24 protein-coding genes are annotated in these 25,186 nt (G+C 66.8%); 22 read left to right on the forward strand and 2 right to left on the reverse strand.

Annotated elements, in window-relative coordinates; genetic code table 11:
- The first annotated feature begins 7 nt into the window (after nucleotides 1-7).
- The 5 genes from SPHN_RS10790 (at nucleotide 8) to SPHN_RS10810 (ending at nucleotide 6,077) form a co-directional block, all read left to right on the forward strand.
- The gene (locus SPHN_RS10790; RefSeq protein WP_248523198.1) at nucleotides 8-1,393 is read left to right on the forward strand and encodes a tetratricopeptide repeat protein; all 1,386 of its coding nucleotides are present in this window, start codon (nucleotides 8-10) and stop codon (nucleotides 1,391-1,393) included.
- A gap of 205 nt (nucleotides 1,394-1,598) precedes the next feature.
- Nucleotides 1,599-2,525 carry a 4-(cytidine 5'-diphospho)-2-C-methyl-D-erythritol kinase gene (locus SPHN_RS10795; RefSeq protein WP_248523200.1) on the forward strand — a complete coding sequence of 309 codons (927 nt, stop codon included), beginning with the start codon at nucleotides 1,599-1,601 and terminating at the stop codon, nucleotides 2,523-2,525.
- Between the two features lie 459 nt (nucleotides 2,526-2,984).
- Complete coding sequence (gene recA, locus SPHN_RS10800; protein WP_132739051.1) at nucleotides 2,985-4,058, forward strand: recombinase RecA; 1,074 nt, start codon at nucleotides 2,985-2,987, stop codon at nucleotides 4,056-4,058.
- Between the two features lie 529 nt (nucleotides 4,059-4,587).
- On the forward strand, nucleotides 4,588-5,424 hold the full coding sequence (locus SPHN_RS10805) for a class I SAM-dependent methyltransferase (protein WP_248523202.1): 837 nt from the start codon (nucleotides 4,588-4,590) through the stop codon (nucleotides 5,422-5,424).
- Nucleotides 5,425-5,441: 17 nt separating this feature from the next.
- On the forward strand, nucleotides 5,442-6,077 hold the full coding sequence (locus tag SPHN_RS10810; protein WP_248523204.1) for a glutathione S-transferase family protein: 636 nt from the start codon (nucleotides 5,442-5,444) through the stop codon (nucleotides 6,075-6,077).
- A 228-nt stretch (nucleotides 6,078-6,305) separates the two neighbouring features.
- Here SPHN_RS10810 and SPHN_RS10815 read toward each other — a convergent pair whose 3' ends face one another.
- The gene (locus tag SPHN_RS10815) at nucleotides 6,306-7,643 is read right to left on the reverse strand and encodes a dicarboxylate/amino acid:cation symporter (protein WP_248523206.1); all 1,338 of its coding nucleotides are present in this window, start codon (nucleotides 7,641-7,643) and stop codon (nucleotides 6,306-6,308) included.
- 71 nt (nucleotides 7,644-7,714) lie between these two features.
- Between SPHN_RS10815 and SPHN_RS10820 the strand changes: the two genes are divergently transcribed.
- The 3 genes from SPHN_RS10820 (at nucleotide 7,715) to SPHN_RS10830 (ending at nucleotide 12,590) form a co-directional block, all read left to right on the forward strand.
- Nucleotides 7,715-8,995, forward strand: coding sequence for a M24 family metallopeptidase (locus SPHN_RS10820; RefSeq protein ID WP_248523208.1), 1,281 nt, complete (start codon nucleotides 7,715-7,717; stop codon nucleotides 8,993-8,995).
- Between the two features lie 372 nt (nucleotides 8,996-9,367).
- Nucleotides 9,368-12,019: an alanine--tRNA ligase gene (gene alaS / locus SPHN_RS10825; protein WP_248523209.1), complete on the forward strand. Its 2,652-nt coding sequence runs from the start codon at nucleotides 9,368-9,370 to the stop codon at nucleotides 12,017-12,019.
- Nucleotides 12,020-12,074: 55 nt separating this feature from the next.
- Nucleotides 12,075-12,590 (forward strand): hypothetical protein, encoded by a 516-nt coding sequence (locus tag SPHN_RS10830; RefSeq protein WP_248523211.1) that lies wholly within the window; start codon nucleotides 12,075-12,077, stop codon nucleotides 12,588-12,590.
- Nucleotides 12,591-12,599: 9 nt separating this feature from the next.
- Here the strand turns inward: SPHN_RS10830 and SPHN_RS10835 are convergent, their stop codons facing one another.
- Nucleotides 12,600-14,240, reverse strand: coding sequence for a thiamine pyrophosphate-binding protein (locus tag SPHN_RS10835; protein ID WP_248523213.1), 1,641 nt, complete (start codon nucleotides 14,238-14,240; stop codon nucleotides 12,600-12,602).
- 91 nt (nucleotides 14,241-14,331) lie between these two features.
- Between SPHN_RS10835 and SPHN_RS10840 the strand changes: the two genes are divergently transcribed.
- From SPHN_RS10840 to SPHN_RS10905, 14 genes are all read left to right on the forward strand, one after another.
- A complete protein-coding gene (locus SPHN_RS10840) occupies nucleotides 14,332-15,231 on the forward strand; it encodes an SMP-30/gluconolactonase/LRE family protein (RefSeq protein ID WP_248523215.1) in 900 nt (299 codons plus the stop codon).
- A 211-nt stretch (nucleotides 15,232-15,442) separates the two neighbouring features.
- Nucleotides 15,443-16,153 carry a CoA transferase subunit A gene (locus tag SPHN_RS10845; RefSeq protein WP_056057404.1) on the forward strand — a complete coding sequence of 237 codons (711 nt, stop codon included), beginning with the start codon at nucleotides 15,443-15,445 and terminating at the stop codon, nucleotides 16,151-16,153.
- A 128-nt stretch (nucleotides 16,154-16,281) separates the two neighbouring features.
- The gene (locus SPHN_RS10850) at nucleotides 16,282-17,109 is read left to right on the forward strand and encodes an HAD family acid phosphatase (RefSeq protein WP_432715079.1); all 828 of its coding nucleotides are present in this window, start codon (nucleotides 16,282-16,284) and stop codon (nucleotides 17,107-17,109) included.
- Entirely contained in the window at nucleotides 17,109-17,417 is a 309-nt protein-coding gene (locus SPHN_RS10855; protein WP_248523217.1) for a DUF5076 domain-containing protein, read from the forward strand. Before SPHN_RS10850 ends, SPHN_RS10855 begins: the two co-directional genes overlap by 1 nt.
- Nucleotides 17,417-18,052, forward strand: coding sequence for a 3-oxoacid CoA-transferase subunit B (locus SPHN_RS10860; protein ID WP_248523218.1), 636 nt, complete (start codon nucleotides 17,417-17,419; stop codon nucleotides 18,050-18,052). The genes SPHN_RS10855 and SPHN_RS10860 overlap by 1 nt, the downstream gene beginning before the upstream one ends.
- Nucleotides 18,052-18,933, forward strand: coding sequence for an alpha/beta hydrolase (locus tag SPHN_RS10865; protein ID WP_248523221.1), 882 nt, complete (start codon nucleotides 18,052-18,054; stop codon nucleotides 18,931-18,933). The genes SPHN_RS10860 and SPHN_RS10865 overlap by 1 nt, the downstream gene beginning before the upstream one ends.
- Nucleotides 18,934-19,221: 288 nt before the next feature.
- Nucleotides 19,222-20,658: a 3-isopropylmalate dehydratase large subunit gene (leuC, locus tag SPHN_RS10870; protein WP_282580528.1), complete on the forward strand. Its 1,437-nt coding sequence runs from the start codon at nucleotides 19,222-19,224 to the stop codon at nucleotides 20,656-20,658.
- 97 nt (nucleotides 20,659-20,755) lie between these two features.
- Nucleotides 20,756-21,385 (forward strand): 3-isopropylmalate dehydratase small subunit, encoded by a 630-nt coding sequence (leuD, locus tag SPHN_RS10875; protein WP_248523223.1) that lies wholly within the window; start codon nucleotides 20,756-20,758, stop codon nucleotides 21,383-21,385.
- Entirely contained in the window at nucleotides 21,348-22,346 is a 999-nt protein-coding gene (locus SPHN_RS10880) for an NADPH:quinone oxidoreductase family protein (RefSeq protein ID WP_248523225.1), read from the forward strand. Before leuD ends, SPHN_RS10880 begins: the two co-directional genes overlap by 38 nt.
- A 110-nt stretch (nucleotides 22,347-22,456) precedes the next feature.
- Nucleotides 22,457-22,780: a DUF1476 domain-containing protein gene (locus SPHN_RS10885; RefSeq protein ID WP_248523227.1), complete on the forward strand. Its 324-nt coding sequence runs from the start codon at nucleotides 22,457-22,459 to the stop codon at nucleotides 22,778-22,780.
- A gap of 1 nt (nucleotide 22,781) precedes the next feature.
- Nucleotides 22,782-23,012, forward strand: coding sequence for a BolA/IbaG family iron-sulfur metabolism protein (locus SPHN_RS10890; RefSeq protein WP_248523229.1), 231 nt, complete (start codon nucleotides 22,782-22,784; stop codon nucleotides 23,010-23,012).
- A gap of 11 nt (nucleotides 23,013-23,023) precedes the next feature.
- A complete protein-coding gene (gene grxD, locus SPHN_RS10895; RefSeq protein WP_248523231.1) occupies nucleotides 23,024-23,347 on the forward strand; it encodes a Grx4 family monothiol glutaredoxin in 324 nt (107 codons plus the stop codon).
- A 254-nt stretch (nucleotides 23,348-23,601) separates the two neighbouring features.
- Nucleotides 23,602-24,459: an MBL fold metallo-hydrolase gene (locus SPHN_RS10900; RefSeq protein ID WP_248523233.1), complete on the forward strand. Its 858-nt coding sequence runs from the start codon at nucleotides 23,602-23,604 to the stop codon at nucleotides 24,457-24,459.
- Entirely contained in the window at nucleotides 24,441-25,175 is a 735-nt protein-coding gene (locus SPHN_RS10905) for a DUF4230 domain-containing protein (protein WP_248523234.1), read from the forward strand. Before SPHN_RS10900 ends, SPHN_RS10905 begins: the two co-directional genes overlap by 19 nt.
- Nucleotides 25,176-25,186: the final 11 nt, after the last annotated feature.

Raw genomic sequence — 25,186 nt, forward strand, 5'->3', positions numbered from 1 at the left:
TCTTGCCGTGGCGGCTCCCGCCACGGCGGGAACGGGTGATCTCTCCGCCTATCTGAAGGCCCGCGCCGCCGACGCCGCGGGCAGGCCGGACCTTGCCGCCGCCAGCTACGCCAAAGTGCTGGCGGCATCGCCCGACGATCCCGTCGTCGCGATCCGTGCCTATCGCGAGGCGCTGGAGGCGGGCGACATGCCGCTCGCGACGCGCGCCGTAGCCGTGCTCAACAAGGCCGGCGTCGCCCCCGCCGACGCCGCGCTTCTGCCACTCGCCGATGCCGCGCGGCAGGGCGACACCAAGGCCGCAAACGCCGCCATCGCCACGCTCGCCACCGGCCCGCTCGTGGTGCTCGCGCCCTCGCTGTACGCCTGGGTCGCGCACGCCGAGGGACGCGACCCCGAACCGTCGCTCGCCACGGCCGCGAAGGACCCCGTCGCCAATCGCTTCGCCACCGAGACGCGCGTGCTGATCGCGGCGGCGCCGGCCAAGCAACCGCTCGCGATCGGCGTCTCGCGGCTGCTCGCGCGCCTCGCCAGCGACCTCGCAGCCGGCGAACCCTCGCCGCTGTCGATCGCTTTGACGCAGGCCGCGCTGCGCGCCGACCCCCGTTATGACGGCGCGCGCATCCTCCTCGCCGACGCGCTCGCCCGCAACAAGGTCGTCGACCGTGCGCTCGCCGTCCTCGACGAGATCGACCCAATGGGCCCATCCGCCGCGGCCGCCGGCGCCGAACGCGTCGATATCCTGTCGAACGCCGGTCGCGACGGCGAAGCACTCGCGGCCGCCAAGAACCGCATCGACCAGCAGGGCGCGGAGCCCGCCGACTGGCAACGCTACGCCGACCTGTTGCTGACGACCGGCAACCCCGCCGAAGCCGCCACCTGGTACCAGCGCATCATCGCCGCCGACGGGGACAAGGGCGGCACTTGGGGCGCGTGGCTGCAATATGGTGGTGCGCTCGATCAGGCCGGTCGCTGGCCCGAAGCGCGCGACGCTTTGGAAAAAGCCGTCGCCCGAGGCCCCGCGCAACCGCTTGCGCTCAATTACCTCGGCTTCGCGCAGGTCGAGCATGGCGACGACATCCCCGCCTCGATTCGGTTGCTAGAGCGCGCCACCCGCCTCGACCCGACCAGCGCCTCGATCACCGATTCGCTGGGCTGGGCCTACCACCTCTCCGGCAACACCGCGCGCGCGCTCCCGCTGCTCGAAACCGCCGCGCAGGCCGAACCCACCAACGCCGAAATATCCGATCACCTAGGCGACGCATACTGGAGCACGGGCCGAAACTACGAAGCCCGCTACGCCTGGCGCGCCGCGCTCCTCACCGCCGAACCCACCGAAACCGCACGCATAACCGCAAAGATCGCCAACGCCCTCCCCCCCAACGCCCGCCGCTGAAACAACGGCCCTTGCCCTGAAAGCTGAGAGGGAAGGGGCTTGCTCCGCCAACATCTGTCACCCCAGCGAACGCTGGGGTCTCTCACGAGGCGCGCATCGCCGCCAACGATAAGATTCCAGCGTTCGCTGGGATGACGGTCGATTGTTGGCTAAGCGAATCGGCAAAGCGCGCACCAAGCCCGCCGCCAAACCCCGAGACACCGCAATGCCCGCCATCACCGAACCCGCCCCCGCCAAGATCAACCTGGCTCTCCACGTCCGCCGCCGCCGGCTCGACGGCTATCACGACCTCGAAACCCTCTTCGCCTTCGCCACCGACGGCGACCTCATCACGGTAGAAGCCGTCGAGGCTAACAGTTTTACCATAACCGGCCCCTTCGCCGCAGCACTTCTCCCAACCCCTACCACCAACCCGGCGAAGGCCGGGGCCCAATTAGGGGTGGCCCCTGAAGACGCGCACGGCTCGGCCGACGCAGCGCGAGGCGCCGCGCCTTGGCAAGGCAATCTCGTAACCGCCGCCGCCGACGCCTTCACCACCGCCTTCGCCCCCGACACCCATCACGCCATAACCCTTGAAAAGCACCTCCCCATTGCCTCAGGCATAGGCGGAGGCTCGGCCGACGCCGCTGCCACGCTCCGCGCGCTGGTCCGCCTCCACGGCATAGATCCGACCGACCCCCGCCTCCACGAAATCGCCGCGAAACTAGGCGCAGACGTCCCCGCCTGCCTAGCCAATTGCACCATGCTCGGCACCGGCAAAGGCGACACGCTGACCACGCTCGAAGGCCTGTCCGGCACGCCACTCCTGCTGGTAAATCCGGGCGTCGCGGTTTCCACCGCCGCCGTCTTCAAGACCTGGGACGGCCAGGACCGAGGCCCGATTCCGGAAGGTCCCCTCCTCGACCGCGCTAGAGCCGGCCGCAACGACCTCGAGCGCCCCGCGCTGACGCTCGCCCCCATCATCGCCGAAGTCCGCACGCTTCTCGACGCGGCGCGCGGCGTCATCCTGTCGAGAATGTCCGGCTCCGGCGCCACCTGCTTCGCCCTGTTCGAAACCACCCAGGCCCGAGACGCAGCGGCTACCGCCGCGCAAGCCTGCGGCTGGTGGACCCTCGCAACGACCATGGCCTGAAGAAAAGATGCCACCAGCGATGACGCGATTGCGCGGTCACGCCACCACGCCACATCCGTCATCCTGACGAAAGTCAGGACCCAGAGCCACAAATGACACCGCGCGTCTTTTCGCCATCTCAAGACTGTTGATGGGCCGACCACCGCCAAGCCCACGCGCGAGCAAGCCGATCCGTTCTCGACCAAACTCTGACCAGCCCACTCTTCATCTCGGACTTGTTCCGGGATCCACGTTGGCACGGGATCCGCGGTCTCTGAGCATGCGGGCCGGTTGAGGCGGGATACGAGCCCGGCATGACGGCAGAAGAGGGCAGGGGCGCTCGACGGCTGCTGCTGTCAAGCAAGCGCCCTTTTCTTCGCAAACTCACCGTTCCCTACTTGTTCCATGAGAACAAATAGAATACATCGGTTTGACGCGTTGAATGGCACGCGCGCTTGCTTTAGCGATGGGAGCTTATCAATGGCCGCTAATCTGAAAGTGATCGACACCGGCATGGCAACCGCAACCAACGACCGCCAGAAGGCGCTCGACGCCGCACTCGCGCAGATCGACCGCGCGTTCGGCAAGGGCTCGGCGATGCGCCTGGGCTCGAAGGAAACCATGCAGGTCGAGGTCATCTCGACCGGCTCGCTCGGGCTCGACATCGCGCTCGGCGTCGGCGGCCTGCCGCGCGGCCGCGTGATTGAGATCTATGGTCCGGAAAGCTCGGGCAAGACCACGCTCGCGCTCCACGTCATCGCCGAAGCGCAGAAGGGCGGCGGCACCGCGGCGTTCGTCGATGCCGAGCACGCGCTCGACCCGGTCTATGCCAAGAAGCTCGGCGTCAACATCGACGAGCTGATCGTGTCGCAGCCCGACACCGGCGAGCAGGCGCTCGAGATCGTCGACACGCTCGTCCGCTCGAACGCGATCGACGTGCTCGTCGTCGACTCGGTCGCGGCGCTCGTGCCGCGTGCGGAAATCGAGGGCGAGATGGGCGACAGCCATGTCGGCCTCCAGGCCCGCCTCATGTCGCAGTCGCTGCGCAAGCTCACCGGCTCGATCAGCCGCTCGCGCTGCATGGTGATCTTCATCAACCAGCTCCGCATGAAGATCGGCGTCATGTACGGCAACCCCGAGACGACGACGGGCGGCAACGCGCTGAAGTTCTACGCCTCGGTCCGCCTCGACATCCGCCGCATCGGCGCGATCAAGGCCGGCGAAGAGGTCACGGGCAACCAGACCCGCGTGAAGGTCGTCAAGAACAAGGTCGCGCCGCCGTTCAAGCAGGTCGAGTTCGACATCATGTACGGGCAGGGCGTCTCCAAGCTCGGCGAGATCCTCGATCTCGGCGTGAAGGCTGGCCTCGTCGAGAAGTCGGGCGCGTGGTTCAGCTACGACAGCGTCCGCCTGGGCCAAGGTCGCGAGAACTCGAAGACCTTCCTCAAGGACAATCCCGAAACCGCCGACCGCCTCGAAAAGCAGATCCGCGCCCGCACCGACAAGGTCGCCGAGGAAATGATGGCCGGCCCCGACGCCGAAGACGACGTATAAACCATTAAACCCTCTCCCTCCGGGGAGAGGGAGGGGCCCATGCAAAGCATGGGAGGGTGAGGGCACGCGGTTGATCGTGCAGGGCGTGTCGACATCGGGCTGCATCGGCGTCAGCCTCGACTTTGCGCCGGCGACGGTCTCTACGTAGGCACCGCACCGCACCGCACCGCTCCGCCCCGCCCAACCCTCCACCCCGGCGAAGGCCGGGGGCCAATTGGAAAGGTGGCAATAACGAAGCGCGATCTATCGTTGCGATTGTCACCCAACCGATCTCCAGCCCCCGCAGAGGTGGTGGCTCCCACCGAACGGGAGCACCCGCGCGCCCTTGTTCTCCCGCGAAGGCGGGAGCCCAGTCTGGATCCCCGCCTTCGCGGGGAAACAAGAAGGCGCGAGCTGCCGCAGAAAAATAGCGCAACAGGCGCGGCAGAGCGTCCAATTCCCCAGCGCCAAACCCGCGCGAGCGTCTATACTTCCTATACTTCGCTCCAAGCCGTCGCCCCCCAGATCCGACCATGAGGCATCCCGACCCATGACCACCGCCTACGACTGGACCGGCAGAATAGGCGACGTCTGGGCCGAGGAATGGTGCCGGACAGATCGCAGCTTCACCAACCTGACCCCGCACCTCAACGCCGCGATCCTCGCCGCCACCGCACCCCAGACGCGCAAGATCATCGACATAGGCTGCGGCGCCGGCGCGACTTCGCTCGCCACCGCGCAAGCCGTCCCGGACGCGACCGTAACCGGCATCGATCTCTCACCAACGCTGATCGATATCGCCAGACACCGCGCCGAAACCCAGTCCAACGCCAGCTTCGAATGCGCCGACATCACCGTTGCCGCCCCGAACCACGGCCCGATCGACCTCTACGTCTCGCGCCACGGCGTCATGTTCTTCGCCGACCCCCTCGTTGCTTTCGCCACGCTCGCCGAAGCCGCGGCCCCCGACGCTTCGCTCGTCTTCTCCTGTTTCGCCGAACGCGCCGCCAATCGCTGGGCCACCGAAACCGTCACTGCGACCGGCGGCGATCCCATCGCGCCTGCCAGCACCGCACCCGGCCCCTTCGCGTTTGCCGATCCGACATATGTCGCCGGAATCCTAGCAACCGCAGGCTGGAATGCCGCTCCGCCTCAGCGCCTGAATTTCGCCTACCGAGCCGGCGAGGGCGCCAATCCCGAGGCCGATGCCGTCGACTATTTCCGCCGCATAGGCCCGGCCGCCTCCGCCATCCGCGACGCGGCCCCCGAGGAACGCGGGCGCCACATCGCGCGTCTCTCCGAAGTCTGCGCGCATTACAGCGACGGCGTCACGGTAGAATTCCCCGCGGCCGCCTGGATCTGGACCGCCCGCAAAACAGCGAATTAGAATAACGGGAAGCCAGCATGATCATCGTCCACCACCTTGAAAACTCGCGATCGCAGCGCATCCTGTGGATGCTCGAGGAGCTCGGCCTCCCCTACGAGATCAAGCGCTACGAGCGGAACAAGCAGACCATGCTCGCCCCGCCCGAACTCAAGAAGGTGCATCCACTCGGCAAGTCGCCGGTGATCGAGGATGCCGATGTTCAGGGTGGCCAGGTGGTCGCCGAAACCGGCGCGATCGTCGAATATCTGGTCGACAAGGCCGACGGAAAGCTCGGCGCCCCCGCTAACCGCGCCGACGTGCTTCGCTACCGCTTCTGGCTACATTATGCGGAAGGCTCGATGATGCCGCCACTGCTGCTGAAGCTCGTCCTCGCGCGCATTCCGATCATGGGCAAGGTCGCGGTCAAGAAGATCCAGCCGATGATCGACGTCCATCTCGACTATGTCGAATCCGAACTGTCGCAGCGCCCCTGGTTCGCCGGCGCGGAGATGACCGCCGCCGACATCATGATGAGCTTCCCCCTGGAAGCCGCGCGGAGCCGCGGCGGCCTGAACGAGTCGCGCCCCGCGACGATCGCCTGGCTGGCCAAGGTCCACGCGCGGCCGGCATATCAGGCTGGACTCAAGAAGGGTGGGCCATACGCCTACTCTTGAGGGCTGCAGACCAGGAGCCGCGTCGAGGCCGAGAATGCGACCTTTCCCTCAACACCACCCCGGCGAAGGCCGGGGCCCAGTTGGAAAGGTTGGAGTAACGAGGCGCGCCGGTCACCATCAGCGTCCCCCAACTGGACCCCGGCCTTCGCCGGGGCGGTACTTCTTCAGTGGTCCGCCAGCGTAAAAGGGCATCCTTGGGACGTCATCGGCTCAACATCGCCAATCGCTTCAAACCTGCCCCGGCCCGATCTTCTCGTAGCTGTCCACATTCACCTTCGGCCCATGCCCGGTCGGCGCCACCGGCGGATCACGATCGGCCGGCTCACGCTCGTCGAGCCCACCCTCCCATTTCGCCACCACGGTCGCCGCCACCGCATTGCCGATGACGTTGGTCGCCGAGCGCCCCATGTCGAGGAAATGATCCACCGCCAGGATCAGCAGGATCCCCGCCTCCGGGATCTTGAACATCGACAGAGTCCCCGCGATCACCACCAGCGAAGCCCGCGGCACGCCCGCAATCCCCTTCGACGTCACCATCAGCACCAGCAGCATCGCGATCTGCTGCCCGATCGGCATGTCGATGCCGTACGCCTGCGCGATGAACAGCGACGCGAACGTCATGTACATCATCGACCCGTCGAGATTGAACGAATAGCCCAGCGGCAGCACGAAGCTCGCGATCCGCGGCGGCACGCCGAACCGGTCGAGCGCCTCCAGCGTCCGCGGGTACGCTGCCTCCGACGACGCCGCCGAGAAGGCGAGAATGAGCGGATCGCGGATATAGCGCACCAGCAACCGCGTCCGCGGCCCGATCAGCAGGAACGCGATCCCGATCAGCATTGCCCACAGCAGCGCCAGGCCGATATAGAAGGTCAGCATGAAATAGCCGAGCTGGCCGAGGATGGTCGGCCCGCGTTCGGCGAGCGTCGCGGTCACCGCCGCGAACACCGCGAACGGCGCGAACCGCATCACGTAATTGGTGATCTGGAGCATCACCGCGACCAGCGCCTCGATCGCCTTGACCAGCGGCGCGGCCTTCTCGCCGACCGCGGTGATCGCGACGCCGACGAACACCGAGAACACGACGATCTGGAGAATCTCGTTGCTCGCCATCGCCGCGATCATCGAATCGGGCACGATATGCGAGATGAACTTGGCGAGGTCGAACGCCGCGGCATCGACGCCGCTCGACGCGGTCGCCGGCGGGATCGCGAGTTCCAGCCCGACGCCCGGCTGCAAGACGTTGACCAGGATCATGCCCAAGGTGAGCGACAACAGGCTCGCGCAGATGAACCAGCCGAGGCTGCGCAATCCGACCCGCCCGAGCGCGCCGGTGTCGCCCATGTGCGCGATCCCGACGACCAGCGTCGAGAAGACCAGCGGTGCGATGATCATCTTGATCAGCCGCAGGAACAGCGACGTCACGATCGAGAAATAGCCGGCGATGTCCTTCAACTGCGCGGCGGACTCGGCCGTGCCGTCGTCGATCGACGCGTTCAGGACCCAGCCGACGACCATCCCCGCGACGAGGCCGAACAAGATGTAATAGGTTAGCCGCTTGGCCATTAATCGCTCCCGAGAAGTGCGGACAGGGAAGGGGATTGCGGCGCCCGGGTCAAGGACCCTATCGTCCGGCGATGTCGACCACATTCCGAAAATCCGTCTTCAGCCCCTCGCGCCGCGACCTGATCGGTCTTGCGATCGCGGCGCCGTTGCTGTCGACCACCGCGATCATCCGCGCCGCCGAACCCGATCTGTCGGCGCTGTCCGACATCACCGGCGCGACCAGGCCGATCGATGCCGCCGAACGCGCTGCGAGGCTGGTGCGCGCGCAGTCGCTGATGAAGGCGGCGGGCATCGGTGCGGTGCTGATCGAGCCGGGATCGTCGATGATCTACTTCACCGGCGTCCGCTGGCACACGAGCGAGCGGCTGACGCTGGCGATCCTGCCGGTCGAGGGCCAACCGTGCATCGTCACGCCGTTCTTCGAAGAGCCGTCGGTGCGCGAAACGCTCGCCGTCCCCGCCGAGGTGCGCGTGTGGCAGGAGGACGAGAACCCGCTCGCGGTCGTCGCCGGGTTCCTGCGCGACCGGAAACTGGTCACGCGGCCGATCGGGCTGGAGGCGGAAGTGCGCTATTTCGCCTACGCCGGCCTCCAGCGCGTGCTCCCCGAGGCGAAGATCGTGTCCGCCGACCCGGTCGTCCGCGCCTGCCGCATGATCAAGACCCCCGCCGAGATCGCGCTGATGCAGGCCGCGACCGAGGTCACGCTCGCCGCGTATCGCTGGACCTACGCGCGGGTCGAGAAGGGCATGACCGGCCCGGAGATCGGCGCGCTGATGAACGCCGCGACCAAGAAGCTCGGCGCCGCCCCCGAGTTCGCGCTCGCGCTGATCGGCGAGGCGTCTGCCTACCCGCACGGCAGCCGCGAGATCCACCGCGTCGCCGACGGACAGGTCGTGTTGATGGACTGCGGCTGCACCGTGCAGGGCTATCAGTCCGACATCTCGCGCACCTGGGTCCACGGCGCGGCAACCGCCGACCAGCGCAAGACGTGGGACCAGGTCGCCCGCGGCCAACAGATCGCGTTCTCCGCCGCCCGGATCGGCGGGACCGCGGGCAGCGTCGATGACGCGGTCCGCCGACATTACGAAATGCTAGGCTACGGCCCCGGCTACAAGCTCCCCGGCCTGTCGCACCGCACCGGCCACGGCATCGGCATGGACGGCCACGAACCCGTCAACCTCGTCCGCGACGAGACGACGAAACTGGCGACGGGGATGTGTTTCTCCGACGAACCGGGCATCTACATTCCCGGCAGGTATGGCGTCCGCATCGAGGATTGTTTCCACATGACGGATGCGGGCCCTAAATGGTTCAGCGAGCCGCCCAAGTCGCTGGATGCGCCGTTGGGGTAAAGGACGCCCAAGGAACGCCAACACCAACACCAACACCAACACCACCACCCCGGCGAAGGCCGGGGCCCAATTGGGGGACGGCGATAACGACGCGCTGCTCTCCATTATTTCCACCTTTCCAATTGGGCCCCGGCCTTCGCCGGGGTGGTGCATCGGGGCAAACGACGGCCCTCAACGAACCGCAGCACCTGCCTCCTTGTTCTCCCGCGAAGGCGGGAGCCCAGTCTGGATCCCCGCCTTCGCGGGGAAACAAGCTCTCTTCGTTTCAATTGGATGCGCGCAGCGCGGGCGTTCGCCGACACCCTTCTCTACTGCTCGGCCCCCTCACACCTCCACTTGAGCGAACCGCCCCGCTCGCCTAAGTCCCCGCGCATGACATCGACGAACGACATCCGCCGCGGCTTCCTCGACTATTTCGGATCGCAGGGGCACCAGATCGTGCCCAGCGCACCGCTCGTGCCGCAGAACGACCCGACGCTGATGTTCGTCAACGCCGGGATGGTGCCGTTCAAGAACGTCTTCACCGGCCTCGAATCGCGCCCCTACACCACCGCGACCTCATCCCAGAAATGCGTCCGCGCCGGCGGCAAGCACAATGATCTCGACAATGTCGGCTACACCGCGCGGCACCATACGTTCTTCGAAATGCTCGGCAATTTCTCGTTCGGCGATTATTTCAAGGAACAGGCGATCGTCCACGCCTGGACATTGCTCACGCGCGAATGGGGCCTGTCGCCGGACAAGCTGACCGCCACCGTCTACCACACCGACGACGAGGCGTTCGACCTCTGGAAGAAGATCGCGGGCCTCCCCGATCACCGGATCATCCGCATCCCGACCAAGGACAATTTCTGGTCGATGGGCGACAACGGGCCGTGCGGGCCGTGCTCGGAAATCTTCTACGACCACGGCGAGCACATCTTCGGCGGCCCTCCCGGTTCACCCGACGAGGACGGCGATCGCTTCGTCGAGATCTGGAACCTCGTGTTCATGCAGTACGAGCAGGAAAATGCCGAGATCGTCGGCAACCTGCCCAAGCCTTCGATCGACACCGGCATGGGGCTCGAGCGCATCGCTGCAGTCATGCAGGGCGTCACCGACAATTACGATACCGACACGTTCAAGGCACTGATCGCGGCGTCGGGCGCGCTGACGCACACCGCCACCGACGGCGCCAACACCGCCAGCCACCGCGTGATCGCCGATCACCTGCGCACCGCCGGCTTCCTGATCGCCGACGGCGTGCTGCCCGCGAGCGAGGGCCGTGGCTACGTCCTGCGCCGGATTATGCGCCGCGCGATGCGCCACGCACACATCCTCGGCGCCAAGCAGCCGCTGATGCACCGGCTCGTCCCCGCGCTCGTCACCGAGATGGGCGCGGCGTACCCCGAGCTGTCGCGCGCGCGTCCGCTGATCGAGGCGACGCTGCAGCAGGAGGAAACGCGCTTCCGCCAGACGCTCGACAAGGGACTGAAGCTGCTCGACGAGGCGACCACCGGGATGACCGACGGCACGCTGGCGGGCGACGTCGCGTTCAAGCTCTACGACACCTACGGCTTCCCGTACGACCTGACCGAGGACGCACTGCGCGAACGCAACATCGCGGTCGACCGCGAGGGCTTCGACACCGCGATGGCCGAGCAGAAGCGCGCCGCCCGCGCCGCCTGGAAGGGCTCGGGCGCCAAGGCCTCGGACGACATCTGGTTCGACATCGTCGAGCAGACCGGCGGCACCGAATTCCTCGGTTACGCCTCGGATACGGGCGAGGGCGAGGTCGTCGCTTTGGTCAAGGACGGCGCGCGCGTCGACCATGCCACCACCGGCGACACGGTTGCGATCGTCGTCAATCAGACGCCGTTCTATGGCGAGAGCGGCGGACAGGTCGGCGACGCGGGCCACATCTCGAACGACACCGGCCTGCACGCGAACGTCACCGAGACGTCGAAGCAGCTCGGCCGCGTTTTCGTCCACCACGCGATCGTCGACTCCGGCGAGATCAAGGTCGGCGATCCGGTCAAGCTCCAGATCGACGTCGCGCGCCGTGCGCAGATCCGCGCCAACCACTCGGCGACGCACCTCCTGCACGAGGCCCTCCGCGAACGCCTCGGCACGCACGTCGCGCAGAAGGGAAGCCTCGTCGCGCCCGACCGCCTCCGCTTCGACTTCTCGCAGCCGGTCGCGATGACCCCCGCGGACATCGCGCAGGTCGAGGCCGACGTGAACGCGCAGGTCCGCGGCAACGGCGCGGTCACGACGCTGCTGATGACCCCAGACGACGCGATCGCGATGGGCGCGATGGCGCTGTTCGGCGAGAAATACGGCGACGAGGTGCGCGTCGTGTCGATGGGATCGACCGAGGACGGCACCTACTCGATCGAGCTGTGTGGCGGCACGCACGTCAACGCGCTCGGCGACATCGGTCTGTTCAAGGTCGTCGGCGAAGGCGCGGTCTCAAGCGGCATCCGCCGTGTCGAAGCGCTCACCGGCGAAGCGGCGCGCGCATACCTGACCAGCCGTGACGATCGCCTTCGCGAGACCGCAGCAGTGCTTAAGTCGACCCCCGACGAGGTCCCAGCGCGCGTCGCGTCCCTGCTCGAAGACCGCCGCCGCCTCGAACGCGAACTCGCCGACGCGAAGAAGGCGCTCGCGCTGGGCGGCGGCGGTTCGGGTGAGGCGGCAGGTCCTGAACAGGTCGGCGGCGTTGCCTTCATCGGCCAGGTGCTCAACGACTTCGAAGCCAAGGGCCTGCGCGGCGCGGTCGACGAGGCCAAGCAGCGGCTCGGCTCGGGGATCGCGGTGATGGTCGCGATTAACGACGGTCGCGCCTCGGTCGCGGTCGGCGTGACGCCGGATCTGGTGGCGAGCCACAACGCGGTCGACCTGCTCAAGATCGCGGTGGCGACGCTAGGCGGACAGGGCGGCGGCGGCCGTCCCGACATGGCGCAGGGCGGTGGTCCCGATGGTGACAAGGCCGCAGATGCCGTCGCTGCGGTTCGAGCCGCGTTGGAGGCCGTTAACGCATAATCCTGTCGTTGCGCTAACGGTCCGTGCGTAGGGTGGTGCTTTCCAGGAGGGTATCATGATCATCACGACTCTGATCCAGACGGTGTCTGCCATGCTCCCCACGGCGCCTCCGGCACCACCGGCGCCGCCCGCACCGCCGATAATGACGTCGAACTTCGTGCAGCGCGGATTCGGCGGCGTGACGGCGGCGGAACGCTACGTCGTCGATGTCGACGTTAGAGCGGACGGTGCGGTTGTCTGGACGGGATCACTTCGGGTGGCATCGAATGCGGCGGCAAGCTTCCGGCGCGATCAGACCGAAGCCGAGGAGAATGATTGCGGCGTCCGGGATGGATATCGCAGCGGTGTACAGACGGGCTTCTCGCTGCAATTGCGGCCAAGCAGGTTCGACGAGGCCGGTAGCGGCATCGCCATCACGTTGCGCTGGACACGTCCTGGCACCGGGCAATGCCCGGTCCAGGCCAGCACAGGGACGATTGAAATGAACGACGCGGTCAGACTGAAGGCTGGTGAGACGGTGACGATGAAGGGGGACGGCGGGCTGGTCGTCAAACTTCACCGCCGACCGTGAGGGGCAAGGTCAGCCCCGCATCTTCGTCAGCGTCGTCCCTGCGGTAATGGCCTCGATATCCGTTCTCACATGCAGCAACCGCACGCCCGACCTGGTCATCGCCTGGTCGAACGCCGCTGCGAAATCTTCGGTCCGCTCTACGGTTTCGGCCCAGCACCCATAAGCCCGCCCGAGCGCGGCAAAGTCCGGGTTCCGCAACCCGGTCCCTGACACCCGCCCCGGATACTCCCGCTCCTGATGCATCCGGATCGTCCCGTACCCGCCGTTGTCCACAACGATAACAAGCATGTCCGCCCCATGCGCAACCGCGGTCGCCAGTTCCTGCCCGTTCATCAGGAAACACCCGTCCCCGGCCAGCGCCACGACCGTCCGCTCGGGATGCCGCAACGACGCCGCCACCGCAGCCGGCACCCCGTACCCCATAGCCCCAGCCGTCGGCGCAAGCTGAGTCCCTGGCCCGGCATACGCCCAGTACCGATGCCACCACCCCGAATAATTCCCCGCCCCGTTGCAGATGATCGCATCTGCCGGCAGCCGCTCGCGCATCGCCGCCACGCACGGCCCCAGGTCCATGACCAGATCGCGCGGCGCCGGCGTCGACCACGCAACCCACTCCGCATGCGCCTCGGACCCAGAAGTCCGCGGCGGCAGGTCGACCAGCAGCAAAGCCTCGGCAAACTCCGCCATACCCGCACACACCGCGACATCCGCGCGGTACGCCCGGTGCAACTCATCCGGATCGGGATGGACATGGATCAGCCGCTGCCCCGGATGATCGGGCGTTACCAGCGCATAGCCATCGGTGGTCGCCTCCCCCAGCCGGGGCCCGACGACCAACATCAGATCCGCCGCCTTCACCCGCTCGACCAGCTTCGGATTGGGCCCATACCCAAGGTTCCCAGCCCAGACCGGACAGTCGTTCGGAATGGCATCCTGCCGCCGAAACGCCGCCGCGACCGGAATCCCGTTACGATCCGCCCAGGTCGAGAAAGCCCCCGACGCGGCGACATCCCAGCCCGCACCGCCGACGATCGCCACCGGCCGCTCCGCCGTCGTCAGCAGATCGGCGAGCAGGTCCATCGTATCGGCGTCGCACCCCTGCGCCACCCGCTCGACCCGCGGCCGATCGACCGCGTCCACCACATCGAGCAGCATATCCTCGGGCAACGCCAGCGCGACCGGCCCCGGCCGCCCCGACATCGCGGTCGCATAGGCGCGCGCGACATATTCCGGGATCCGCCGCGCATCGTCGATCCGCGCCGCCCACTTGGCGATCGGCGCGAACATCGCCTGGAAATCGATCTCCTGGAACGCCTCGCGGTCGCGCGTGCCGCGGTCGATATCGCCCACGAACAGGATCATCGGCTGCGAATCCTGCATCGCGACGTGAACCCCGATCGACGCATTGGTCGCGCCAGGCCCCCGCGTCACGAACGCCACCCCCGGCCGATGCGTCAGCGTCCCGTCCGCGCACGCCATGAACCCGACGCCGCCTTCCTGCCGACACACGACGAGGTCGATGGCCGGCGTATCGTGCAGCGCGTCGAGCACGGCGAGGAAGCTCTCCCCCGGCACGGTGAAGATCCGGTCGCAGCCCTGTGCGACGAGTTGGTCGACCAGGATACGGCCGCCGGTGCGTGGTGTGATCATCACCGCATCCTGCCGTCCGTTGTGTGCGAAGTCGAGAAGCGGTTACGCTGGCATCGAAGCCGGGACCAACCCGACTCGCCCGGAGAGGATCATGACAGACTTCACCACCGTCGCCGACGGCCTGCGCTTTCCCGAAGGCCCGGTGGCGATGCCCGACGGCAGCGTCATCCTCGTCGAGATCGCCGCCGGCCGCATCACGCGCGTCGCCGCCGATGGTACCAAGTCGACGGTCGCCGAACCCGGCGGCGGGCCCAACGGCCTCGCGATCGGGCCCGACGGCAAGCTGTATTGCTGCAACAATGGCGGCTTCGCGTGGCGCGAGGCGAACGGCTTCCTCACCCCGCACGGCCAGCCGGACGACTATTCGGGCGGCCGGATCGAGCGGATCGACATCGCCACCGGCGCGGTCGAGATTCTCTACAGGGACGGCGATTTCGGCTGCTCGCTGCGAGGGCCCAACGACATCGTCTTCGATTCGCACGGCGGCCTCTGGTTCACCGACCACGGCAAATCGCGCGACCGCGCACGCGACATCACCGGGATCTTCTACGCGAAAGCCGACGGGACCCAGCTCGAAGAAGTGATCTTCCCGAGCGAAAACCCCAACGGCATCGGCCTCTCCCCCGACGGCAAGACGTTGTACGCAGCGGAAACCTACACCTGCCGACTGATGGCGTTCGACATCGTCGCGCCCGGCAAGGTCGTCAGCGCCGCGGGCACGCCGCTCTACCGCCCCCCCGGCTACAAGTTCTTCGACTCGCTGGGAATCGAGGCCGGCGGCAATATCTGCGTCGCGACGATAGGCGAATGCGGGATCAGCGTGATCTCGCCCGCCGGGGCGTTGGTCGAGTTCGTCGCGACCGACGACGTCTTCACCACCAACATCTGCTGGGGCGGCGCGGACGGCATGGACGCCTACATAACCTGCTCTGGCAGCGGCCGGCTGGTAAGGACGCGGTGGAAGCGGCCTGGACTGAAGCTGGAGTATTGAAGCCACTGTATCCTCCCCCGCCAGGGGGAGGTGTCGCCGAAGGTGACGGAGGGGGGAGGACACGGGACAGAGGTTTCCCTTTCCTCCCCCTCCGTCTGGCAAGAGCCAGCCACCTCCCCCTAGCGGGGGAGGATCGTGAAAAGTCGATCCGCGCTACGTTGCCGAGCGCCAACCAGCGCCGTATGCGAGGCCAAAGACCTGAGGAGGATGCATGGCGAACAAGCGCTACACCGATGCGGCAACGGCACTCGAAGGCGTGCTGTTCGACGGCATGACGATCTGTGCAGGCGGGTTCGGGCTGTGCGGCATCCCCGAGCGGCTGATCGACGCGATCGAGGCGTCCGGGGTCAAGGACTTGACGATCGCCAGCAACAATGCCGGGATCGACGGGCAGGGCCTCGGCAAACTGCTCCGTTCGCGCCAGGTCAAGAAAATGATCTCGTCCTATGTCGGCGAGAACAAGGAGTTCGAGCGGCAATATCTGAGCGGCGAACTCGAGGTCGAGTTCTGTCCGCAGGGCACGCTCGCCGAACGCTGCCGGGCAGGGGGCGCAGGCATCCCCGGCTTCTACACCAAGACCGGCGTCGGCACGCAGGTCGCCGAGGGCAAGGAAACCAAGGTCTTCGACGGCCAGGAATACATCCTCGAACGCGGCATCCGCGCCGACCTCGCGATCATCAAGGGCTGGAAGGCGGACGAAAGCGGCAACCTCATTTTCCGCAAGACGGCGCGCAACTTCAACCAGCCGATGGCGACCGCGGGGAAAATCTGCGTCGCCGAGGTGGAGGAGATCGTGCCCGTCGGCAGCCTCGACCCGGACGCGATCCATCTGCCGGGCATCTACGTGAAGCGGATGATCGTCGGCGCCCCCTACGACAAGCAGATCGAATTCCGGACTGTCCGCGAGCGGGTCTCGGCGTGAAGTCAGGCCCGTTGGTGTACAGCAAGCGTGGCCCGTTCTCCTGCGCACGCAGGAGCCCAGGGTCACGGGCGCTGCGGTTAATATCCTGGACCCCTGCGTTCGCAGGGGCACTGGCTCTACAGGGATGCGTGAGCGTTTCCGCACCGACCTCGATCGCGTCTTCGCCTAGCATCGGCGCCCCCGTCACCGTGGACGGCGTCCCCGCAGGCATGCAGTATCTCTACGCCTCGGGCGAAGCCGCAGCGGTCAGTATCCAGGCTTGGAACGCCCTCGTCGGCTACGTTCGCACACAACGCACGCCGACCTCCGTCGTGCTCGCACAAGGCGCCTCGCTCGCCGCGCCGACCTTCACCGCCTGCGGCACCAAGCCCAAAGCTGCGGTCTTTGACGTCGACGAGACAATCCTCCTCAACCTCGGCTTCGAATACGACGCCTCCTCCGGCCAGCCCTGGTCCGACCCTCGTTGGCAGGACTGGGAACGCACCGGCATCAAGCAAGTCGCGCCCGTCCCTGGCGCCCTCAATGCACTGGCCGTCCTCCGCGCGATGGGCGTCACGGTGATCTTCAACACCAACCGCTCCGCCGCCAACGCCGCACAGACGGAGGCCGCGATCGAAGCCGCAGGCCTTGGCCCAGCCCGCCACGGCGAAACCCTGTTCCTCGCCGGCGACGACGCGACCGGTTCGAAGAAGGACGGCCGCCGCGCGACGATCGCCGCGAAATACTGCGTCGTAGCGATGGGCGGCGACCAACTCGGCGACTTCAGCGACCTCTTCAACGCCGGCCAGACCCCCGCCGCCCGCCGCGCCACGGTGCAGTCACCCGCGATCACGGCCAAATGGGGCGCAGGATGGTTCGTCCTCCCCAACCCCGTCTACGGCACCGCGCTCAAGGGCAATCGCGACGAGGTATTCCCGCCAGCAGTCCGCTGGGCCCCGACAGGAGGCGTACGCTAATGGCCGATCACCCCAATTCGATCGCACTCGACAAGGGCGCGCAGCTGACGAGCGAATCGGTCGAGGTGGCCCGCATCTGGATCACCAACGGCGCCGGCAGTAACGTCCTGATAGACGCGGGCATCCTCGAGGATCCGACCGTGTTCGGCTACCTGATCGCCGACACGATCCGCCACGCCGCGCGCGCCTATGCGGGCACATGGGGCATCGCCGAGGACGCCGCGTTGCAGGCGATCGTCGACGGCGTCGGCACCGAGCTCCGTGAACAATTCACGACCATCACCACCATCCAGGAAGGAATGCACTGATGCCCTGGGACCGTAACCAGATGGCCGCGCGCGCGGCGCAGGAACTGAAGGACGGCTATTACGTCAATCTCGGCATCGGCATCCCGACTTTGGTCGCGAACAACATCCCCGAGGGCATGACCGTCACGCTCCAGTCCGAGAACGGCATGCTCGGGATCGGCCCGTTCCCCTATGCGGGCGAAGAGGACGCCGACCTGATCAACGCCGGCAAGCAGACGATCAGCGAACTCCCGTCGTCGGTCTATTTCAGCTCGTCGGACAGCTTCGCGATGATCCGCGGCGGGCATATCGACCTTACGGTGCTGGGCGCGATGGAGGTCAGCGAAGGCGGCGACATCGCCAACTGGATGATCCCGGGCAAGATGATCAAGGGCATGGGCGGCGCGATGGATCTCGTCGCGGGCGTCAAGCAGATCATCGTCGTGATGGACCACAATGCCAAGGACGGGACGCCGAAGTTCATTCCGTCCTGCACGCTGCCGCTGACCGGCAAGAACGTCGTCGACATGATCGTCACCGATCTGGCGGTGTTCCAGCGTCCCGATCACGACAGCCCGTTCAAGCTGGTCGAGCTCGCCCCCGGCGTGACCGCGGACGAGGTCGCGGCGAAGACGACGGCGCACTACACCGCCTGATGAAGCGCGCCGCCATCGTCATCGCGCTGATCGTGATCCTGATCGCGGGCACGGCGTTCACCGCGGGTCCCGGCACGCTCAGCGTCCTCGACGGCGTGATGGGCGGCGGTCGCGGCACGGCGCGCGTTCGTGAGGGCGTCCCGTTCGGCACGCACGGGCAGAAGCTCGACGTCTGGCGCCCGTCCGGCGGCGCGAAGACAGGCCTGCCGGTGCTGATCTTCTGGTACGGCGGCGGCTGGGTTCACGGCTCGCGCGGCGCCTATGCATTCGCGGCGCGCGCCTATGCGAAGGCCGGCTACGTCGTCGTCATGCCCGACTACCGCAAGGTTCCCGACGTCCGCTTCCCCGCCTTCGTCCAGGACGGCGCCGAAGCGGTGAAGTGGACCCGTGACCACATCGCGCAGTCGGGCGGCGACCCAAACCGGATCGCCGTCGCCGGCCATTCCGCCGGTGCCTATACCGTGGCGATGCTGACGCTCGACCAGCGTTGGCTGAAAGCGGAAGGCGTCGACCCGCACATCATAAAGGCCGCGGTCGGCCTGTGCGGCCCCTATGATTTCTACCCCTTCACCGCCAAGCGGGCGATCGACGCGATGCAGGGCGCCTCCGACCCGGTGATGACCCAGCCGATCCACTTCGCGCGGGCGGATGCGCCGCCCATGCTGCTGATCACCGCCGGTAACGACACGCAGGTGAAGCCGCACAACGCCATCAACCTCACCGCGCGACTGAAGGCGCTCGGCGCACCGGTGACGCACATCGACTATCCCGGCCTCAGCCACGAAAACGTAGCGATGGCGCTGTCGAAGCCGTTCCGCGGGAAAGCGTCGGTGCTGGCCGACAGCGTCGCGTTCCTGAACCGGGCGATGCCCGCGCGGTAGACGCGATCCCCCCGACTCTCGTCACCCCAGCGAAAGCTGGGGTATCCCAGTTGGCGGATGCCGCGACCCAAACCGGGAGATACCAGCTTTCGCTGGCATGACGGGTGTGGGGCGGACGGGTAGGGCGCGACCAAAGCCGTGTTTCCCGCGAAGGCGGGGACCCAGTCTGGACGCCCGCCTTCGCGGGAGAACAAACTTCCTTCCCCCGCACGAGGCACACGGCTCGGCGACCGAAAATTACATCGAACCTTGGCGCGGCAGCCTATTTCGGTTAACGCGCGCCCCATCATGGCCACTCCACAAACGCTGTACGAAAAGATCTGGGCGGCGCACGTCGTCGAACGCCGCGACGACGGCACCTGCCTGATCTATATCGACCGCCACCTCGTCCACGAGGTCACCAGCCCCCAGGCGTTCGAAGGCCTCCGCGTGGCGGGCCGCAAGGTACGTCGCCCCGACCTGACGCTCGCCGTTCCCGATCACAACCTGCCGACGACCGCGCGCAAGGACGCCGCCGGTCGTGTCCTGCCGATCGCCGACCCCGAGAGCGCGCAGCAGCTCGACGCACTCCGCCGCAATACGACCGAGTTCGGCATCGACTATATCGACGCAATGGCCGTCGAGCAGGGCATCGTTCACGTCGTCGGTCCGGAACAGGGCTTCACGCTCCCCGGCACGACGCTGGTCTGCGGCGACAGCCACACCTCCGCGCACGGCGCGCTCGGCGCGCTCGCATTCGGGATCGGCACCAGCGAGGTCGAGCACGTCCTCGCCACGCAGACGTTGCTGTTGTCGCAGGCCAAGACGATGGAAGTCCGCGTCGACGGCGAACTCGGCTTCGGCGTCAGTCCGAAGGACGTCATCCTCGCGATCATCGGCAAGATCGGCGCGGCGGGTGGCACCGGCCACGTCATCGAATTTACCGGGAGCGTGATCCGCAACATGTCGATCGAAGGTCGCCTGACGATCGCCAACATGTCGATCGAGGCGGGCGCGCGCTCCGGCCTGATCGCGCCCGACGACACGACGTTCGCGTACCTCAAGGGCCGTCCGATGGCGCCGACCGGCGAACACTGGGATCGTGCCGTCGCCTGGTGGCGCAGCCTCGCGACCGATCCAGGCGCGAAGTACGACAAGTCGGTCACGCTCGACGCCGCCGATATCGCCCCCGGCCTCACCTGGGGCACCAGCCCCGAGGACGTCGTCCCGATCACCGGAGTCGTCCCCGAACCGTCGAGCTTCGCCGATCCCGCCAAGCAAGCGGCGGCGCAGAAGTCGCTCGACTATATGGGCCTCACCGCCGGCACCGCGATGCGCGACGTGCCGATCCAGCACGTTTTCATCGGCAGTTGCACCAACAGCCGTATCGAGGACCTCCGCGCCGCCGCAGCGATCGCCGATGGCCGCCATGTCGCAACCGGTGTCCGCGCGCTCGTCGTGCCCGGCTCTGGCCTGGTGAAGCGCCAGGCCGAAGCCGAAGGGCTCGATCGGATCTTCATCACCGCAGGCTTCGAATGGCGCGAACCGGGCTGTTCGATGTGCCTCGCGATGAACCCGGACAAAGTCCCTGCGGGGGAGCGTTGCGCTTCCACGTCGAACCGTAATTTCGTCGGCCGACAGGGTCCCGGAGCGCGCACGCATCTGGTATCACCCGCGATGGCGGCGGCAGCGGCGGTGACCGGTAAGCTGAGCGACGTCAGAGAGTTGATGGGGGCAAGAACATGAAGAAGGTTTTCGTATTGCTGGCGGCTGGCGCGATGCTCAGCGGCGTTGCGGCCTATGTCGCCTCGGCGCGCGTGGTTCCGGAGCGTACGGAACAGCGATGACCCCCGTCACCACCGTCTCGGGCCGCGCCTATCCCTGGGGCGCGAAGAACATCGACACCGACGTCATCATCCCGGCGCACTGGCTGAAGACGATCACGCGCACCGGCCTCGGCCGCGGCGCGTTCGAGACGGTGCGCGCGCAACCCGGCAACATCTTCGACGATCCGCGTTATGCCGGCTCGCCGATCCTGATCGCCGGCGATAATTTCGGCTGCGGGTCCAGCCGCGAGCATGCCGCCTGGGCACTCGCCGACATGGGCATCACCGCGGTGATCGCGCCGAGCTTCTCCGACATCTTCTCGGGCAACGCGTTCAAGAACGGCATCGTCCCCGTCGTGCTTCCTGAGGAAGCGATCGACCGCCTGATCGAGGTCGCCAAGGACCAGATCGTCACCGTCGACCTCGAGACGATGACCGTCACCACCCCGTTCCAGGATCGCTTCACCTTCGAACTCGACGCATTCCGCCGCCAGTGTCTCATGGAAGGGCTGGACGAAGTCGGCCTGACGCTGGCAAGGGATACCCAGATTTCAAATTTCGAGGACGCGGTCGCATCGAATCGCCCCTGGATGACGGTGGAGAGCGGGTATGCGAGCATTGGTGTCGAAGGCAGTCGGCGGACCTGAAACTCTGGAAATGGTCGAGCTGCCCGATCTGGTAGCCGGCCCCGGGCAGGTGGTGGTCGCGGTCAAGGCCTGCGCGATCAACTTTCCCGACGTCCTGATCATCGAGGACAAGTACCAGTTCAAGCCGCAGCGCCCGTTCGCACCGGGCGGCGAGATCGCCGGCACGATCGCTTCGATCGGCGAAGGCGTGACGGGCTGGGAAGTCGGCGACCGCGTGATTGCGATGCTCGGCCATGGCGGCTTGTGCGAGCAGGTCATCGCCGATCCCGCCAAGCTCTACCGCCTCCCCGAGGGCCGCAGCTTTGCCGAGGGTGCCTCGCTGATCCTCACCTACGGCACGACGATCCACGCGCTGCTCGACCGCGGCCACATCAAGGCGGGGCAAACCCTGCTCGTGCTCGGCGCAGCTGGCGGCGTCGGCCTCGCCGCGATCGAACTCGGCAAGGCGTTCGGCGCGAAGGTCGTCGCCGCGGTCTCGTCCGAGGAGAAAGCTGCCGCCGCAAAATCGGCCGGCGCCGACGAAACGCTGATCTATGCCCGCGCGCCGTTCGACAAGGATCAGTCGAAGGCGCTCGCCGAGCAGTTCAAGGCCGCGGCCGGTCGCGACGGCGCGCACGTGATCTACGATCCGGTCGGCGGCGATTATGCCGAGCCCGCGCTCCGCTCGATTGCGTGGGAGGGCAAGTATCTCGTCGTCGGCTTCCCTGCGGGCATCCCGCGCCTGCCGCTCAACCTGACGTTGCTCAAAAGCTGCGACGTGTGTGGGGTGTTCTGGGGCGCGTTCGCGGCGCGCGACCCTAAGGCGAACCAAGCGCATATCGAAACGCTGTTCGAGCTCTGGGAGGCAGGAAAGATCGCACCGCGCGTCACGGAGGTCTTCGCGTTCGAAGATGGCGGCAAGGCGATCGCCAAGATGGCGGCGCGCGGCGCGATCGGAAAACTCGTCGTCGAGGTCGGCTGACCGGATCGCCTCGGTCCGACCTTGCGGACGGCGAAATGCGGCATTGTTGCGCATGCGCGGTCCGCGACCTATCTCGGATGCAAGACGAGACTGCATCGGGGACCTGCGCAATGACAACATTCGACGATCGCGAACGCGCCAGCGAGGCGCATTTCGTGCGCCAGGATGAAATGGCATTCCGGATCACGGCGCGGCGGAACCGCTTGCTTGGCGTCTGGGCGGCGCATGAGATGAAACTCACCCCCGAGGAAACCGATGCATATGCCACGGCGCTCGTCCATGCGGATATGGAGGGCGGCGGCGATGACGACGTCGTCCGGAAGCTGGTCGGGGACATGACCGCCGCGGGCCTGGATCACGACGAAGCGACCGTCCGCCGCGCGCTCGCGCAGCAGATGATCGAGGCGCGTCGCCAGTTGCTGGAGGCGCATTGATATGCCGATGGCTGCCGACGATATTGCGACCATGATCAAGGACGCGATCCCCGATGCGCATGTCGAGATCACCGACCTTGCCGGCGACGGCGATCATTATGCTGCCAAGGTGACCGCCGCGAGCTTTGCCGGGATGAGCCGCGTGAAGCAGCACCAGGCGGTGTATGCCGCGCTAGGTGGCCGCATGGGCGGCGTCCTGCACGCACTCCAGCTTACAACTGCAATTTCCTGAGGGACGAAGACATGACCGACGACACCAACGCACGCATCGACGCAGTGGTCAAAGCCAGCCCCGTCGTATTGTTCATGAAGGGCAGCCCGCTGTTCCCGCAGTGCGGCTTTTCCAGCCGCGCGATCGCGATCCTCAACCATCTCGAGGTCGAGTTCGAGAGCGTCGACGTGTTGCAGGACCAGGGCATCCGCCAGGGGATCAAGGCCTATTCGGATTGGCCGACGATCCCGCAGCTTTACGTCGACGGCGAGTTCGTCGGCGGTTCGGACATCATGATGGAAATGTACGAAAGCGGCGAGTTGGCGCAACTGTTCGAAAAGCAGAACGCGAACTGACCACGGGGGCGCCGGGGAGGGTGGATCGACGCGAGACCGGACGGTAGCGGTCGATCCACCCTGCATGAACGCAGGTGCGCTCGGTGACATGACGCACGTTGCAGGCTCCGTGCCAACGTCGTCGCATCCAGGTTCTGCAGGGCTTCCAATAGTTAATGGGGTTTCTGCAGCGGGTCGACCTGTAAAGAATGGCGACATGCGACCGAATTGGTGAAGGTCTTGCCATCGCCGCACGAAGCCGCCATCTCGCAATCATGGCTGAGCATCCGACCGGTATCCCGATCCAGCTCGAGCCGCTCGTACTCCGCGTGCTCGCGCCCAATCCGTCGCCGTACACATACACGGGCACGCAAACCCACATCGTCGGCCGTGCCGATCTTGCCGTGATAGATGCCGGCCCGGACGACCCTCCGCATATCGCAGCCTTGGTCCGTGCGATCGACGGCCGTCCGGTGACCGCGATCGTCGTCACGCATCACCACCGCGACCACAGCCCTGCGACGCGGCGGCTGCAGGCGATAACCGGAGCGCCGATCGTCGGTGCTGCGCCCTTCGACCTCGACGACACGGGTGCGCGGGCGGACGCTTCGTTCGACCCCGCCTACGCCCCCGACCGCGTTCTCGCCGAGGGCGACACCGTCACGGGCGAGGGCTGGACGCTCGAGGCGATCGCAACGCCGGGCCACACCTCGAATCACCTCGCCTTCGCGCTGCCCGAGACCAAGGCGCTGTTCTCGGGGGATCACGTGATGGGGTGGTCGACGACGATCGTCTCGCCTCCCGACGGCAATATGACGGCGTATATGGCGAGCCTGGAAAAACTTATGGGGCGCGACGACCGTGTCTATTATCCGGGGCACGGCGAGGCGATCGATAGGCCGCAACGCCTCGTCCGCGGGATGCTCGGCCACCGCAAGCAGCGCGAGGGCCAGATCCTTCGCTTGCTCCGCGACGGCGTACGGCCGATCCCGGCGATGGTCGAGCGCATGTATGTCGGTCTGGACCCGCGGCTCGTGCCCGCTGCCGAGCGATCGGTGCTGGCGCATCTCTACGATTTGCAAACCCGCGGACTGGTCATCGAGGAAGGCGAAACATGGCAGACGAAAACCTGAGCCCCGACCTGCCCCCCGCGCGTAGCGGCGGCGTCAGCGCATTCCTGGCCAAGGCGGTCGGCGTGATTGTCATACTCGTTCTTGCGGGGTTGCTCGCATTGTGGGGCGTGCAGCGCTACGTCAGCGACCGCCTGACTCCCGATCCGACGACGATCGCCAGCGCCAGTCTTGCAGGCCTGCGCGAACAGAACCGCCTGTCCGCGTTCGCCGCGCGCTATGTCGCGGTGGTGACCTCGAAACAGTCGCAGCTCGGCTTCACCACCGAGAAGACGCTGATCATGCCCGGCATGGTGCGGTACGAGGTCGACATGGGGAAGCTGACCCAGGCCGATGTCGCGTGGGACGGCACCACCAAGACGCTGTCGGTGCGGCTGCCCGCGGTCGAGGCGGATGGCCCACAGGTCGATCTGAACGCGGTGCGCGAATATGGCTCGGGCGGCGTGCTGACCACCTTCACCGATGCCGAGAAGCGCCTCGACGCCGCCAACCGCCGTGCCGGGCAGATCGAGCTGATCCGCCAGGCACGCGAGCCGGCGATGATCAAGCTCGCCCGCGACGCCACGCGCAGGGCGGTGGAACGCAGTTTCGCGATGCCGCTCCGCGCTGCCGGGATCGATGCGACCGTCGCGGTGCGGTTCGCCGACGAACCCGTTGCGAACACGGAACGCTGGGATACCTCGCGCTCGCTGCAGGACGTGCTAGGGAATGCGCGCTAAACTCGGGATAC

It is taken from the genome of Sphingomonas faeni, from assembly GCF_023195535.1.
Lineage (GTDB): Bacteria > Pseudomonadota > Alphaproteobacteria > Sphingomonadales > Sphingomonadaceae > Sphingomonas > Sphingomonas faeni_B.

Excerpts from the sequence above, each read along its gene's own strand:
- SPHN_RS10855 (WP_248523217.1), top strand. The coding sequence starts at position 17,109 with ATGGCCGATCACCCCAATTCGATCGCACTCGACAAGGGCGCGCAGCTG.
- SPHN_RS10840 (WP_248523215.1), top strand. The coding sequence starts at position 14,332 with ATGACAGACTTCACCACCGTCGCCGACGGCCTGCGCTTTCCCGAAGGC.
- SPHN_RS10810 (WP_248523204.1), top strand. The coding sequence starts at position 5,442 with ATGATCATCGTCCACCACCTTGAAAACTCGCGATCGCAGCGCATCCTG.
- leuC (WP_282580528.1), top strand. The coding sequence starts at position 19,222 with ATGGCCACTCCACAAACGCTGTACGAAAAGATCTGGGCGGCGCACGTC.
- SPHN_RS10795 (WP_248523200.1), top strand. The coding sequence starts at position 1,599 with ATGCCCGCCATCACCGAACCCGCCCCCGCCAAGATCAACCTGGCTCTC.
- leuD (WP_248523223.1), top strand. The coding sequence starts at position 20,756 with ATGACCCCCGTCACCACCGTCTCGGGCCGCGCCTATCCCTGGGGCGCG.
- SPHN_RS10885 (WP_248523227.1), top strand. The coding sequence starts at position 22,457 with ATGACAACATTCGACGATCGCGAACGCGCCAGCGAGGCGCATTTCGTG.
- grxD (WP_248523231.1), top strand. The coding sequence starts at position 23,024 with ATGACCGACGACACCAACGCACGCATCGACGCAGTGGTCAAAGCCAGC.
- SPHN_RS10860 (WP_248523218.1), top strand. The coding sequence starts at position 17,417 with ATGCCCTGGGACCGTAACCAGATGGCCGCGCGCGCGGCGCAGGAACTG.
- SPHN_RS10830 (WP_248523211.1), top strand. The coding sequence starts at position 12,075 with ATGATCATCACGACTCTGATCCAGACGGTGTCTGCCATGCTCCCCACG.
- SPHN_RS10805 (WP_248523202.1), top strand. The coding sequence starts at position 4,588 with ATGACCACCGCCTACGACTGGACCGGCAGAATAGGCGACGTCTGGGCC.
- alaS (WP_248523209.1), top strand. The coding sequence starts at position 9,368 with ATGACATCGACGAACGACATCCGCCGCGGCTTCCTCGACTATTTCGGA.
- SPHN_RS10900 (WP_248523233.1), top strand. The coding sequence starts at position 23,602 with ATGGCTGAGCATCCGACCGGTATCCCGATCCAGCTCGAGCCGCTCGTA.
- SPHN_RS10835 (WP_248523213.1), bottom strand. The coding sequence starts at position 14,240 with ATGATCACACCACGCACCGGCGGCCGTATCCTGGTCGACCAACTCGTC.
- SPHN_RS10865 (WP_248523221.1), top strand. The coding sequence starts at position 18,052 with ATGAAGCGCGCCGCCATCGTCATCGCGCTGATCGTGATCCTGATCGCG.
- SPHN_RS10890 (WP_248523229.1), top strand. The coding sequence starts at position 22,782 with ATGCCGATGGCTGCCGACGATATTGCGACCATGATCAAGGACGCGATC.
- SPHN_RS10845 (WP_056057404.1), top strand. The coding sequence starts at position 15,443 with ATGGCGAACAAGCGCTACACCGATGCGGCAACGGCACTCGAAGGCGTG.
- SPHN_RS10820 (WP_248523208.1), top strand. The coding sequence starts at position 7,715 with ATGTCGACCACATTCCGAAAATCCGTCTTCAGCCCCTCGCGCCGCGAC.
- SPHN_RS10880 (WP_248523225.1), top strand. The coding sequence starts at position 21,348 with ATGCGAGCATTGGTGTCGAAGGCAGTCGGCGGACCTGAAACTCTGGAA.
- SPHN_RS10815 (WP_248523206.1), bottom strand. The coding sequence starts at position 7,643 with ATGGCCAAGCGGCTAACCTATTACATCTTGTTCGGCCTCGTCGCGGGG.
- recA (WP_132739051.1), top strand. The coding sequence starts at position 2,985 with ATGGCCGCTAATCTGAAAGTGATCGACACCGGCATGGCAACCGCAACC.
- SPHN_RS10905 (WP_248523234.1), top strand. The coding sequence starts at position 24,441 with ATGGCAGACGAAAACCTGAGCCCCGACCTGCCCCCCGCGCGTAGCGGC.